General features: G+C 62.6%; 10 protein-coding genes. 5 read left to right on the top strand and 5 right to left on the bottom strand.

Features of this window, described 5'->3' with window-relative positions; translation table 11 throughout:
• The first annotated feature begins 12 nt into the window (after positions 1–12).
• Entirely contained in the window at positions 13–762 is a 750-nt protein-coding gene (locus ACODTO_RS05285; RefSeq protein ID WP_139647297.1) for a helix-turn-helix transcriptional regulator, read from the top strand.
• 189 nt (positions 763–951) lie between these two features.
• A complete protein-coding gene (locus ACODTO_RS05280; protein ID WP_175362463.1) occupies positions 952–1,842 on the top strand; it encodes a DMT family transporter in 891 nt (296 codons plus the stop codon).
• Here the strand turns inward: ACODTO_RS05280 and ACODTO_RS05275 are convergent.
• The 4 genes from ACODTO_RS05275 to recQ all read right to left on the bottom strand — a co-directional run bounded on the left by ACODTO_RS05275 (position 1,836) and on the right by recQ (position 7,091).
• Entirely contained in the window at positions 1,836–2,123 is a 288-nt protein-coding gene (locus tag ACODTO_RS05275) for an Rdx family protein (RefSeq protein WP_024778616.1), read from the bottom strand. The two genes, ACODTO_RS05280 and ACODTO_RS05275, sit on opposite strands and share 7 nt — an antisense overlap.
• A gap of 189 nt (positions 2,124–2,312) precedes the next feature.
• Positions 2,313–4,310 carry a motility hub landmark protein FimV gene (locus tag ACODTO_RS05270; RefSeq protein ID WP_489106062.1) on the bottom strand — a complete coding sequence of 666 codons (1,998 nt, stop codon included), beginning with the start codon at positions 4,308–4,310 and terminating at the stop codon, positions 2,313–2,315.
• A 101-nt stretch (positions 4,311–4,411) separates the two neighbouring features.
• On the bottom strand, positions 4,412–4,846 hold the full coding sequence (locus tag ACODTO_RS05265; protein ID WP_041023344.1) for a MarR family transcriptional regulator: 435 nt from the start codon (positions 4,844–4,846) through the stop codon (positions 4,412–4,414).
• A gap of 118 nt (positions 4,847–4,964) precedes the next feature.
• The gene (gene recQ, locus ACODTO_RS05260; RefSeq protein ID WP_139647300.1) at positions 4,965–7,091 is read right to left on the bottom strand and encodes a DNA helicase RecQ; all 2,127 of its coding nucleotides are present in this window, start codon (positions 7,089–7,091) and stop codon (positions 4,965–4,967) included.
• A gap of 416 nt (positions 7,092–7,507) precedes the next feature.
• Between recQ and ACODTO_RS05255 the strand changes: the two genes are divergently transcribed.
• The 3 genes from ACODTO_RS05255 (at position 7,508) to ACODTO_RS05245 (ending at position 9,233) form a co-directional block, all read left to right on the top strand.
• Entirely contained in the window at positions 7,508–8,095 is a 588-nt protein-coding gene (locus ACODTO_RS05255) for a UPF0149 family protein (protein WP_139647302.1), read from the top strand.
• Between the two features lie 10 nt (positions 8,096–8,105).
• A complete protein-coding gene (locus ACODTO_RS05250) occupies positions 8,106–8,501 on the top strand; it encodes a YbaN family protein (protein ID WP_139647304.1) in 396 nt (131 codons plus the stop codon).
• A gap of 393 nt (positions 8,502–8,894) precedes the next feature.
• On the top strand, positions 8,895–9,233 hold the full coding sequence (locus ACODTO_RS05245; protein WP_489106061.1) for a DUF6124 family protein: 339 nt from the start codon (positions 8,895–8,897) through the stop codon (positions 9,231–9,233).
• Positions 9,234–9,393: 160 nt separating this feature from the next.
• On the opposite strand, the gene ACODTO_RS05240 is transcribed toward ACODTO_RS05245, so the two are convergent.
• A partial coding sequence (locus ACODTO_RS05240; RefSeq protein WP_489106060.1) for a beta strand repeat-containing protein occupies positions 9,394–13,655 on the bottom strand: 4,262 nt, incomplete at its 5' end.

The raw sequence follows: 13,655 nt of genomic DNA, 5'->3' as shown, positions 1-13,655 counted from the left end.
CGGGAGACCGCGATGAGACCGATCCTCACGCTGCGCCACTACAGCCACGACCTGATCGTCCACAGCCATAACCACGCCCAGTTGGTCTTCGGACTGTCCGGCACGCTGGACTTCGAGGTGGAGGGACGTGGCAGTCAGGTGGTGCAACAGAGTTTCGTGGTGGTGCCGGCCGGTGCCCATCATGCTTGCGGCAGCCCTCTCGGCAGCCATTGCCTGGTGCTGGACGTCCCGGGCGATGAGTGGGTCGGCCAATGCCTCGGGGATCACGCCGACGCCAGCCGTCGCTTGCTGGACAACACCGCCCGCCTGCCCCTGGATGCGGGACAAAGCCAATTGGTCAACTGGCTCGCAGGCAGTCCGGTGAATGACCCGCTGATCGCCCAGCAAGGTGCGGTACTGCTCCTGGCCAGCCTCAACGGCGCCCGCCAGGAAACCACCGGCCGCCGGCGCTTGCCTTACGCCGCCCTTGACGCACACATCGACCAATACGCCGCCTACCCGCTGCAAGTGGCGGACCTGGCTCGGATCGCGGGACTTTCCGGTGCTCGCCTGCATGCACGTTTCGTCGCCGAATGCGGGCAAACCCCTATGGATTACATCCGCAGCCGCCGCTTGCACAAGGCCGTAGCGCTGCTGCGCGACTCGGACCTGCCCATCGGTGAAATCGCCCACCGGGTCGGCTACAGCTCCCAGAGCGCCTTCGCCGCGGCGATACTGCGCGAATTCGGCACGTCGCCAGGCAAACTGCGACGCCAGCGCTAGCCTGACGCTAAAAAACGCCAGGATCGCGACAGACACCCACTCATCCAAAGGGTTTAAATATTGATCCCTGTGGGAGCGAGCCTGCTGGCGAATGCGGTGTGTCAGTTGATAGAAATGCTGACTGATCGGCCGCTTTCGCGAGCAGGCTCGCTCCCACAGGGAATAGTGATGGCTGATCTAAGGACTGCAATGACTCCCCGTACCGCCCTGGGCGCCCTGCACATTGGCGCACTGATGTTTGGCCTGACCGGTGTGTTCGGCAAACTCGCCGCCGCCTCGCCGGCGATCATCGTATTTGGCCGCGCCCTGTTTGCCGTGCTGGCCCTGGCGGCCTTCGCCCGCTTCGCCAGCAGCACCCCATGGCAGAAACTCCAGATACGGGACGGCTGGCGACTGCTGCTCAGCGGGCTGCTACTGGCCGGCCACTGGGTGAGCTTTTTCATCGCGGTAAAAATCGCCGGAGTGGCGATCGCCACACTGGGGTTTGCCAGTTTTCCGGCCTTCACGGTGCTACTCGAAGGGCTGATGTTTCGCGAGCGGATTCGGGCCAATGAAATCCTGCTGGTGGTGTTGGTAAGCATTGGCCTGGTGCTGGTCACCCCGGACTTCGACCTGGCCAGCGGCGCCACCACCGGCCTGCTGTGGGCTGTGGCGTCGGGGTTGCTGTTTTCCCTGCTGTCGCTGACCAACCGCGCCGGCGCAGGCGCTGTACCCCCCGTGCAGGCGGCGCTGTGTCAGAACCTGGTCGTCGGGGCATGCCTGTTGCCGATCGCCGCGCCACAACTGAGCGCGGTACGCCCGCTCGACTGGCTGTGGATCGGCCTGCTCGGGGTGTTCTGCACCGGCCTGGCCCATAGCCTCTTCGTCGCCAGCCTGAGCGTGATCAAGGCCCGCACAGCGGCGGTGGTGTTCGCCATGGAGCCGGTCTACGGCATCAGCGTGGCCTGGCTGCTGTTCGGCGAGACCCCGACCCTGCGCATGCTGCTGGGAGGCGTGCTGATCATCGCCGCCATCGTCGTGTCGAGCCAGCTAAGCGGCGCGAAGAAACCGGTGACAGGCAGCGAAGCCCCCTCTCACTGAACCCGGTCGTTGTGGCCCAGGTCCCGCTCCGGGTCGATCCGGTCGCGGACCCGTTGCTTGAGCACCTTGGCCTCGGGGAAACCGCCGTCAGCCTTGCGCTCCCAGATTTGCTCACCGTCGCAACTGATGTGGAACACCCCGCCGGTGCCCGGCACCAGGGACACCTTGCCCAAATCGTCACCAAAGGTACTGAGCAGTTCCTGGGCCAGCCAGGCAGCACGCAGCAACCATTGGCACTGGGTGCAATAGGTAATGATGACTTCCGGTTTTTGCTCGGTCATAGCAGGTCGACTCGTGGCTTCGAAGGCGCCGCCATGATACTCGCCTTTGACCCTTCGCCTCCGAGATAGACGATGCTCAATACCTGTGGGAGCGAGCCTGCTCGCGATGGCGGTGGGTCTGCTGGCATTGGTGTCGAATGTGCTGCCGCCATCGCGAGCAGGCTCGCTCCCACACGGGAAGCCGTGCCTTCAGCGAATCCCGGCCAGTAGCACTCGGGCGGTCTGTTTGAGGGGTTCGTCGCCTTCCTGGAGCAATTCTTCAAGCAGGGTGATCGCCGTCTTCAAGTCGCCATCATCGATGCAGTTCTGCGCCTGTTCCAGTTTTTCGGCGTGCTCCGGTGTTTCGGGCTCAAAGGATATGGCGTCCAGGGACAGTGAACCAGATTCAGGCTCGAGGGGCGGCAGCGCCTCCAGTTCCAGCGACTGCTCTTCATCGGCGAAACCGTCAAGAAAGGCATCGTCCAACGATTCGGTTTCCTGTGGCGCGCTCCACTGCAACTCCGGCTCGTCGAAGCCCGAGAGAGACAACGCCTCGGAGACTTCAACGACAGGCGTCGCAACGGCGGCTTTCCCCTCGGCACTGTCCTGTACATCGGCCAGGTCCCAGTTGCTCTCCATGGACAGGGCATCCAGATCCAGCTCGAATTCGTCGCCGGGCACCTGTACAGGCGCAGGCACCGGAACAGGGACTTCGAGGGCTTGAGGCTCTGGCGGCGCCACTGCGGGCGCGGTCACCATCGCGATCTTCGGATAGCGCCCGCGGATGTCCTCCAGCGTCCCGGCGTCGATACCCTGCGCCGCTAAATGATGTTCCTGGGCCTGAAAACCGATGGTGTCGCCCTGCTTGCCCAGCACCTCCAGCAACTTGAGGCCCAGGTCGGTGCGCTCCGGCTCCGCCAGCAATGCCGCGCGCAACAACCCCGCCGCTTCGGTGAAGCGGCCATAGGTCAGGTAGATCCCAACCCCTTCCAGCACGTCTCCCAACGGCGCATCACCGTTATTGAACGACGAAGCGACCTCGGGCTGCTCCGTATTGGTGGTCGATACATAGGTTTCAGCGCTGTCTTCGGGCATCGGTTCAGGGCGTTCCGGAATCGGCTGTGCGCCGGCCTGCTCCTGCCGACGACGGATGAACAGCAGCAACGCAAGCAATCCCAACAGCCCCACCAGCCCCGCCACCCACAGCCAATTGATGCCTTCGGGCTCCGGCTGATCTGCCGCCGGTTGTGGCGGCGTCACTGGCTGTGGCTCAGCCATCGGTGGCGGCGATGGCGGCACCGCCGACGTAACCGGGGCTGGCGCGACCTCAGCCAGTTGCGCCTGCAATTCACTGATCTGCTTACGCTGACCGGCGATTTCTTCGTCCTGGGCCTGAAGCCGGGCCTGCAACTCGTCGATGGTTTTCTGTTGCTGCTGGTTTTGCAGCACGCTGGCGGCCAGTTGCTCGTCGCCGGCAACGGCGGCTGGTGTGGCGGCGGTTTCCGCCGGGGATGGCAACACGGCCGAATCGGGCAGCAGCAGGCGCTGGCCGATAGAGAGTCGGTCACTGCCTGGGTTCAGCGCCTGGATCCCTTGCATGAGCTCATGGATCGACGCGCCACTGCCGGCATCGTGCAGGCGTTTGGCGATAACCCAGGGGTTGTCTCCCTGCACAACGGTGTAGCGCTTGCCCTGGGTCGCCGGGGGTGGCTTGATGGCCGGCGCAGAGGGGGGCGCCATCGAAGACCGGGAAACGGCGGCAGGCTCGTCGGAAGCGGGCACGACACCCGGTGTACCCGGCGGATCGATCAGCACGGTGTATTCGTGCAAGAGACGCCCGTTGGGCTGATTGAGTTGCACCAGGAAATTGAGAAAGGGTTCTTCCACCGGTTTGCTGGACGTGACCCGAATGAAACTGCGCTCGCCGCGCATCACCGGGGTAAAGCGCAGGTTAGTGAGGAAGAACACCCGCTCCACGCCGGCACGATTGAAGTCGTCCGGGCTTGCCAGGCTGGCCGACAGGTCACCCTCGCTGAGCCCGGCCGCATCGACCAGGGCGATATCGGCGCGCAACGGCTGGTTCAGGGCGGAATGAAGCGTGATCTCTCCCAGTCCCAGCGCAGACGCCAAAACCGGATACCCCAATGCACCCAAGACAACTGACACGTTGACCCAACTGCGCAACGTGGACTGCAAACTTTCAAGCATGGGTATCCCTTTCGATTCGAGCGCTTCCAATACGATCACCTAGTACTGGTTATAGTTCGCTAATCGCCGAATCTCAAAAGTCGGGGTATCGCCCATATACCTCAGGATTTTTCCAGATTGGCCAGGATCCTGCCGTGGACCCGCATGCACACCCGCATGTCCTCTTCGTCGATGCCTTCGAACAGCTCCCGGCGCAGCTGCGTGGCAATGGTTTCAATTTGTTCGATCAACGGCCGGGCCGGTGCGCAAAGCACGATTTTCTTGGCCCTGCGGTCCTCGGCCACGGCTTGGCGCTGCACCAGCCCCTGGGTTTCCAGGCTGTCGAGTAAACGGGCCAGGGTCGGCCCTTCGACGGCAACGCTCTGGGCCAGTTCACGCTGGGTCGGTGCGTGTTCGAAGCGGGCCAGGTGCAACAGCACCAGCCAGCGCGCCTGGGACAGGCCCAGCCCGGCCAGGCGCCGGTCCAGTTCGGCACGCCAGCCCCGGGACATCTGCGCCAGTTGCATGCCAAAACGGTGTTGATCGGTTAACGACATAAAAAACTCATCAGATCTGAAATAGGAGAAATACTAATTATTAGTCAGCTAAGCATGCACTTTGGATTCAAGCAAGGTCCGCCCCGTACTGAATCGTTAAAGGCATGCAACTTACTGATCAGACTTCAAATTCCGACTGCAACGCAGCCCTGACGCAATACAAGACACCTTCCGGCACCCGACCGGCGAACAGCGCTGCCACTTCCGCCACCGCTGGCAACTCGCCTTCGCCATCCAGAAACGCATCCTGGACCTCGCCCATCAGGTCCTCGGGCAGATCCAAGGCCTGTTCCAGCGACAATTGCTGCTGGCCAATGGCTTCGGCAAGCATCGTGTAGACGTTTTTTTCCGAGCACTGGAGCTGTGCGGCGATCTGCAACGGTGTCATGCCGGCCCGGGCCAGGGTGATGAGCTCATGGCGTACATCGGCCACCGCCTTCGGCGCCTCGGCCTCGCCACCCAGCACCTGGAGGAAGGCCTCGCCATAGCGCTCCAGCTTACGCGCGCCGACGCCGCTGACCCGGGCCATCTCCGCCAGGGAGGTGGGTTGGCTGCGCAGCATTTCCAGTAGCGTCGAGTCGGGAAAGATAACGTACGGCGGTACGGCATGTTCCTCGGCCAGCTTGCGCCGCAAGGCACGCAAGGCTTCCCACTGATCGCGCTCTTCGCCACGGACCAGTTGGCTGGCCTGGCTCTTGCTGCTCTTGACCGCAGTCGCCGGCTTGAGATCACGGCGCAGTTCGAGACTCACCTCGCCTTTGAGCAACGGCCGGCAGGTTTCGCTCAGCCGCAGGCCGCCGTAGCCCTCCAGGTCGATGTCCACCAGGCCACGGGCCACGAGCTGCCGGAACAGGGAACGCCATTCACTTTCGGAGCGGGCCTTGCCGACACCGTAAACCGATAGGTGCTGATGGCCGAAACTGCGGACCTTCTCGTTGTCCTTGCCCAGCAAGACATCCACCAGATGCCCCACGCCATAGCGCTGGCCGGTTCGAAAAATGGTCGACAACGCCTGGCGCGCCGGTTCGGTGGCGTCCCAAGTCTCGACGCCGTCGACACAGTTGTCGCAGTGCCCGCACGGCTGGGGCATGTCTTCGTCGAAATAGGCCAGCAAGGTCTGCCGGCGGCAGCGGGTTTCTTCGCACAGCGAGAGCATGGCATCGAGCTTGTGCTGCTCCAGGCGCTTGTGGCGTTCGTCACCTTCGGAGTTCTGCAACATCTGCTTGAGCATCACCACGTCTTGCAGGCCGTAGGCCATCCAGGCGTCGGCCGGCAAGCCATCCCGGCCGGCACGACCGGTTTCCTGGTAATAGGCCTCAAGGGACTTAGGCAGGTCCAGGTGCGCCACGAAACGCACGTTGGGCTTGTCGATGCCCATGCCGAACGCCACGGTGGCCACCATGATCAAGCCTTCCTCGTTGAGAAAGCGCTTCTGGTGATAGGCCCGCAGTTCGTTGGGCAGCCCTGCGTGATAGGGCAACGCCGGAAACCCCTGTTCACAGAGAAACGCCGAGACTTCGTCGACTTTTTTCCGTGACAGGCAATAGACGATGCCCGCATCGCTGCGCCGTTCGGCGAGGAACGCCAGCAACTGCTTGCGTGGCTGCTCCTTGGGCACGATGCGGTAGAAGATGTTGGGGCGGTCAAAGCTGGAAAGGAACCGCTCGGCGTCTTGCAAATGCAGGCGCTCGACGATTTCTTCCCGGGTCCGTTTGTCGGCGGTGGCGGTCAGGGCGATGCGCGGTACATCGGGGAACAGCTCCGCCAGTTGCCCCAGTTGCAGGTATTCGCGACGGAAATCGTGACCCCACTGGGACACACAGTGAGCTTCGTCAATGGCAAACAGGGCGATTTCCAGGCTCTGCAGGAAAGCCAGCATGCGCGGCTGTACCAGGCGCTCCGGGGCGAGGTAGAGCATTTTCAGCTCACCGCGCCGGATCCGCGCCGCCAAGTCCCGCTGCTGCTCGGCACTCAGGGTGGAGTTCAGCGAAGCCGCGGCGACGCCCAGTTCCTCGAGCGTCGCGACCTGATCGTCCATCAAGGCGATCAGCGGCGAAACCACCACCGCCAGACCGTTGCGCAACAACGCCGGGACCTGGAAGCACAAGGACTTGCCGCCGCCGGTGGGCATCAATACCAGGGCATCGCCACCGCTGGCCACGCGCTCAATAATGGCACCCTGACGGCCACGAAAACTGTCGTAGCCGAAGATGTCCTTGAGGACGCGTTGAGCCTGTTCGAGCATAGAAACTCCAAAAATCACCGAAACATCCCTGCAAGGCTGGTTCAGAACCGAACATGCTGCACCGGCAAATCGTAAGTGCGCATTTCGAACCGGTGGGACACCGCAGGGCATCACAAAGCGCCGCAGTATACCCGAGGCCTTCTGTGCAGAGGGTGTTGCTGACAGGAGGTGTTCAAGATCTGTAAGGCCTGACATTGCACTCTGTGGCGAGGGGATTTATCCCCGCTGGGCTGCGAAGCGGCCCTGAAGCCATACGCTCCGGTGTGTCAGGTAGATTGAGTTGCATGTTCTGGGGCCGCTTCGCAGCCCAGCGGGGATAAATCCCCTCGCCACAGGCAAATCAGCCAAGCGGCTGGCCTGGGCGCTCAAGAAGGCCTAGAATTCCCGCATTGTTTATTCCCCCAAGGTAGCCCGTAATGTCCTTCGCTGAGCAACTGACCCGCCTGCAAGTCTTCCTCGACGCCGATGAGCTGCACGACGAAGCACTGGACTACGTGGCCGCTCACGGCTACCTGACCGCCCTGTCGATCTGCTCCGAGCAGGTGCCGGACCGCGAGTGGATCGACGCCCTCTTCGCCGAAGAGCCGCATTACACCGACGAAGCCCAACGCATCGAAATCGAAGCCACGCTGGTCGGGCTCAAGGCGCACATTGCCCGTCAGCTGGCCTCCGACGAAGAATTCGAGCTGCCCTGCGAGCTGGACCTGGGCGATGACCCGGACGACTCGGAACTGCGCGGCTGGTGCATCGGTTTCATGGAAGGGGTGTTCCTGCGCGAAGCGGCCTGGTTCGAAACCGCCGAAGAGGAAGTCAGCGAAATGCTGCTGCCGATCATGGTCGGTTCCGGCCTGTTCGACGAACAACCGGAGTTCTCCGACATCGCCGCCGATGCCAACCTGATGGACGACATGATCGTACAGATCCCGGAAGCCCTCACCGCGTTGTACCTGCTGTGCAACGCTCCGGACGAGAAGCCGGCGATCCTCAAGCCTCGTCACCACTAAGACGCGGCCTATGGACAACCCCATAGGCAACCGCCCCCTGATGTTGCGCTACGTGCTGCTGGCCATCGGCTGGCTGAGCGTTGCATTGGGGGTGATCGGAATTTTCCTGCCGGTACTGCCCACCACCCCCTTCCTGCTGCTGGCGGCGGCCTGCTTCGCCCGCAGCTCGCCGCGTTTCTACCAATGGCTGGTGGAGCACCCACGACTCGGGCCGTGGATCAAGGATTACCTCAGCGGCAACGGCATCCCGCTCAAGGGCAAGGTCTACGCCATCGGGTTGATGTGGGCGAGCATTCTGCTGTCGTGCTACCTGGTGCCCTTGCCGTGGGCACGGGGGTTCATGTTGACGAGTGCGGTGTTGGTGACGGTTTATATCCTCAGGCAGAAAACACTGCGCAAGCCCTGAAGGCAGCGGGTCGGGCACTGGATAACGTCGAACAGCGCTAGCCACTCCGCCCTTGATCGTTCACACGCTCTGCGTGGGAATGCCTCAACGGACGCTCTGCGTTCGGCTCTTGGAGACGCAGAGCGTCCCAGGCTGCATTCCCACGCAGAGCGTGGGAACGATCAATCAACTGTGTTTATTGAGCTGTGGGACGCTGCTGGAGCGGGCTACACCGCCTTGCGCCATTGCCCACAACTACGCCAGAATCCGCCGGCTTGTGTGCCAGGAGGACAGGCTCTATCGTTTGTCCATCGCTGACAAATCAGTGATCGGGTTTGGTAGCCCGTATGCCACATGACATATAGCATCACCTTGACGATGGCTTTCTTGGCATCTGTTCAATGGTGGTCATGCATGGAGCTCAACCTTATGCCCAACACCCCGGATACCGACCCCACATCCTCTTACGACAAAGCCGCTGACCGCGCCCTCGACTTTTACCTGAAACCAAAACCGAGCGGGTCCGAGATCGATCCGCCTCCCGATCAGCTTTTTACCATCGTCAATGGTATCGAGACTGAAGTCCTGCTCGCCAACCTCAGCGAAACCCTGGCCTCGGCCAATGCCATGGTCAGTGATCTGGCCTTCGAGCTGAACGGTTCCCGGCGGCATGTGGCGTTGGGTATCCAGCAATTGATTGAACTGGGCGCATTGCTCGCGAACCGGGCACTGGACAACGTCGAACATCGCTAGCCACTCCGCCCTTGATCGTTCCCACGCTCTGCGTGGGAACGATCAACGGACGCTCTGCGTTCGGCTCTTGGAGACGCAGAGCGTCCCAGGCTGCATTCCCACGCGGAGCGTGGGAACGATCGAAACCCGGAAACGACGGGGTTTGCCGTTTCAACTCAGCTCATACCATATCCACCTTCAACGAATGATCATTCAACATCCCATTGATGATGGTCGCCGTGTCCGCCCCGCCCGCAATCATCCCCCCTGCGCCCGGTGTCACGCCGTAGTGGTTGGCGAGATCGACGCCGGCCAGGTCGATGGTCTGGTTCGGCGTCGCCCCGGCGGTGGCGCTGACGTCGATGCTGGTGATGACCGATGCGCCGCTGCCGGTGACGGTGAAGTGCAGATAGTCGTCCAGGGAGGCGCTGGTGCCGTTCTCTCCCAGCAGCAGTTGTGACAGGTCAAGTTTGTCGAGGCCGGGGGTGAAGTCGGTGATCACGTCATGGCCGCTATTACCTGCCATCCACTGGAAGGTATCGGCGCCGCTGCCGCCAGTGAGGGTGTTGTTGCCCAAGCCGCCGATCAGGATGTCATCGCCGCCACCGCCATTGAGCACGTCATGACCCAGTCCGCCGTCGATGCGGTTGTTGGCCCCGTCGCCGGTGAGGGTGTCGTTGAAGTTCGAACCGACGAGGTTTTCGATACCGCCCAGGGTGTCGGTACCGGCGCCTAGCGTGTTTTGCGCGGCGAGCAGGCCCAGGTTCACCGTGACACCGGCGGCGGCATGGGCGTAGCTGGCGGTGTCGTTGCCGGTGCCGCCATCGAGCAGGTCATTGCCGGCGCCGCTGTAGAGCAAGTCATTGCCCGCTCCGCCGTGCAAGGTGTTGTTACCCGAGCCGGCACTGAGGATGTCGTTGCCGTCTCCGCCGTTGAGGAGGTTGTCGCCATTGCCGGCCAACAACACGTCGTCTCCCGTAGTGCCGGTCAGGGTATGGCCGGACTGGTAGCTGATGCTCACTGCCGCACTGTCGCTGCCGCCGTGGTTATCGCTGGCGGTGTAGCTGCCGTGGTAATCCGGCGTGCTGTCCTGGGCGCCGGCATAGTTGACGGTCAGGGTCAGTTGGTAGTTTTCCGCGGCGTTGGCGTTGCCGCCACCAGGGTTGGGGATATTGGTGACGTGGATCTGGTAGTTGCCGTCCGCCGCTGCGGTGAACGAAGCCCCATCGTTGATCGCGATGAACGGTCCGCCATTGAGGGAGTATTCCATGGCGATATGGCCGGCCGACAGATTATGGTCCAGCGTCAGGGTTTCGCCCTGTTTGAGACTGATGTTGAGGCGGTCCTCATCGTTGGTATTGTTGTTGGACACCATCCCCAGTGCACCGCTGACCACCAGCACCGCGGTCATGGCGGCAGCGTTGGCGACAAAGGTACTGCGGTCGAGGTTGATCGACTGCACGTTGTTGCCGGTGAAGCTGACCGTGCCGGTGCTGCCGGTGAAGTCCGCGCCTTTGCCGACCCAACCGGTGTTGAAGCTGGTGGGTGACGCGGTCAGCGGATCGCCATTGGCGTCGCTGTCATTGCCCAGCAACAGTTCCCCCGGTACCACGATATTGCCCGACAGCACGTTGGTGATGACGTTGTCGTCCATCGCCACGGGTGGACTGTTGGGCACTACGTTGATCACCAGGCTGGAGCTTGCCAGGTCACCATCATTGTCGCTGACGGTGTAGACGATGTTTTCGCTGATCACCGTGCTGGTGGTGGTCTGGGAGGTGTAGCTGTACTCGCCGCTGTCGAGGTTGATCACCAGCGTACCGTTGTGGGCAGTGGCGATGCTCACGGTGTTGTTCAGGCTGTTGAACGTGCCATGGTCGGCCCCGCCACTGGCCGTCAATGCACCCTGGCCACCGTTGGCGGCCGGGTCATAGCTGTACGTGGTGCCGTCGACCACCAGGCTTTTGACATACCCGCCGTCGGCACCGAATGTACCGCCCTCGCCCAACAGGCTGCCGGTGACCGGCACACCTTGCACAGTGCCGGAAAGGACCGAATTGAGCTGGTTGAGATCGGTCACCACCACGGCGTCGGTGTTGGTATGGGTGCTGCCGTCGTAGGCCAGCGGGTCGAGGTTGGCATTGCTGACGCCGCTGCCCAGACCGATGGCGTAGTTCTTGATGCCGTTGGCGTCGAGGAAGGCCTTCCAGGCGGCTTCATCGGCCGCACCGGTTTCCTGCCCCGACGTCGGCTTGCCGTCGGAAAAGAAATAACCGATGTTCTGCGCCCCGGTCAGTTGTCCGGAGGTGACGAACGCGGTCTTGGCCGCCGCCACTGCCGCATCGTAGTTGGTCCCTCCGCCAGCCGTCAGGCTGGTGAGCAGTGTCTTGGCGGTGGCCACATCGACCCACACTGAAGTCTGGTCGGTGGCATTGCTACTGAAGGTCACCAGCTGGACCTTCACGTCTCCCAGGTCATCGTATTTATCGAGCAAGGCGCTGATGGCCTGCTTCGCCAGGTCCAGCCGCGACAGCCCCGGTACGCCGGAGTCATCGGCCATGCTGCCGGACACATCGAGCACGATCAGCAGGTTCGAATCGATCTCCACCGCCGTCACCGAACGTTCGGATGCAACAGCGGTGGGCACATCGTCGACGATGCTCACCACCAGGCTACCGGCAACGGTGTTGCCCAAAGAGTCCGTGGCCTGGTAGGTGAAGCTTTCGCTCAAGATGTTCGGGCCGTCATTGGCGTGGGGTGTCGTCGTGGCGGGCGAGGTCAGCGTGTAGGTGTAGGAGCCGTCAGGATGGAGCAGCAGTTGACCATAAGCCCCCGTGGCGTTGCCCACCAAGGTGAAGGTCACCGCGCCAGTGGCACCCGACACCGAACCGACAAGGCTGCCGCTGGCCGTTTCGCCGGTGCCGCTCGGGTCGCTGCCGGTAACAGCGCCGGGGGCCAGGTCCTGGCCATCCTGGTTCAGGTCGAGGGCTTTTTCGTAGACGGTCACGTCGTGGTCGGTTTCGGCGACAAGGCAGCTGTTGTGCACATCGATGGTGATGGTGGTGGTGCTCTCATCACCATCACCATCGCGCACGGTGTAGGTAAACACGTCCGTGGCGCCCGCTGCGCCGACGCTGTCCGGGTTGCTGTGGTAGACCGCGTTGCCATTGGCATCCAGAGTCAGGTAGCCGTAGGTGCCGTTGATCTGGGTGTTGAGACCGCCAACCGCCGGCGTGGATGTGTCGCTGCCACCCCGTACACCGATGACAGTACCGCCGTCGGCGCCGAGCACGTCATTGTCCAGCACGTTGCCGCTGACCGTCCCGCCCTCCACTACTGCGGCGGTGTCGCAATAAGCCTTGGGCACATCGTCGACGATGTTGATGACGATGGTGCTGGTGACAGTGTTGCCCAGGGAGTCCGTGGCCTGATAGGTGAAACTTTCACTCGTCACGTTCGGACCGTCGTTGGCATTGGGCGCTGTCGTGGCGGGCGAAGTCAGCGTGTAGGTGTAGGAACCGTCCGGGTTGAGCAACAACTGCCCGTGGGCACCAGTGGCGTCGCTTACCAGAGCGAAGGTCACTGCGCCTACGGCACCGATCACCGCCCCCACGAGACTGCCAGTGGCGGTTTCGCCGGTGGCGCTCGGGTCACTGCCAGTGACGGTGCCAGGGGCCAGGTCCTGGCCGTCCTGATTCAGGTCGAGGGCTTTTTCGTGGACGCTGATGTCCTGATCAGGTGTGGCGACCAGGCAGACGTCGTGCACGTCGATGGTGATGGTGGTCGTACTTTCATCGCCATCGGAATCACGCACGGTATAGGTGAACACGTCCGTGGCGCCGGGTGCGCTGACGGTGTCCGGATTGCTGTGGTAGACCGCATTGCCATTGGCATCCAGGGTCAGGTAACCGTAGGTACCGTTGATCTGTGTGTTGAGGCCGCCAATCGCCGGGGTCGAGGTGTCATCACCGGCGCGTACGCCGATCACCGCGCCACTGGCAGCAGGCCCATCGGCACCGCCCACGTCGTTGTCCAGGACATTGCCGCTGACCGTCCCGCCTTCATTCACCGAGGCGGAATCGGCGTGGGCGGTGGGCAGGTCGTCGACGATGTTCACATCGAGATTACCGGTTGCCGTAGTGCCGTTGTCATCCGTGGCGACGACGGTGAATTGCTCGCTGAGGCTGTTGGCGCCGTTGGCGTTCGGGTGGGCTTCGTTGTCCAGCAGGGTGTAGCTGTAGCTGACCACTCCGGTGGCCGCGTTGAAGCCGGTGATGGTCAGGGTGTTGCCCAGCGCCGTGGTGATGGACTGTGGAAAACCTGCCGCCACCCCGCCGCTGACGACAGTGATGCCGCCGACGCTCAAGGTCTGCACGCCATCCAGCGCGGTCACGGTGAAGGTGCCGCTTTGGGTCAAGGCCGGCGCATCTGGACTGCTGCCGT

This window comes from Pseudomonas sp. FG13 (genome assembly GCF_057809755.1).
The sequence above is the reverse complement of the archived record's forward strand: the minus strand, read 5'-3'. Positions and strand labels throughout refer to the sequence as shown.

Coding starts and splice junctions, on each gene's coding strand:
- ACODTO_RS05285 (WP_139647297.1), top strand. CDS start 13: ATGAGACCGATCCTCACGCTGCGCCACTACAGCCACGACCTGATCGTC.
- ACODTO_RS05280 (WP_175362463.1), top strand. CDS start 952: ATGACTCCCCGTACCGCCCTGGGCGCCCTGCACATTGGCGCACTGATG.
- ACODTO_RS05275 (WP_024778616.1), bottom strand. CDS start 2,123: ATGACCGAGCAAAAACCGGAAGTCATCATTACCTATTGCACCCAGTGC.
- ACODTO_RS05270 (WP_489106062.1), bottom strand. CDS start 4,310: ATGCTTGAAAGTTTGCAGTCCACGTTGCGCAGTTGGGTCAACGTGTCA.
- ACODTO_RS05265 (WP_041023344.1), bottom strand. CDS start 4,846: ATGTCGTTAACCGATCAACACCGTTTTGGCATGCAACTGGCGCAGATG.
- recQ (WP_139647300.1), bottom strand. CDS start 7,091: ATGCTCGAACAGGCTCAACGCGTCCTCAAGGACATCTTCGGCTACGAC.
- ACODTO_RS05255 (WP_139647302.1), top strand. CDS start 7,508: ATGTCCTTCGCTGAGCAACTGACCCGCCTGCAAGTCTTCCTCGACGCC.
- ACODTO_RS05250 (WP_139647304.1), top strand. CDS start 8,106: ATGGACAACCCCATAGGCAACCGCCCCCTGATGTTGCGCTACGTGCTG.
- ACODTO_RS05245 (WP_489106061.1), top strand. CDS start 8,895: ATGGAGCTCAACCTTATGCCCAACACCCCGGATACCGACCCCACATCC.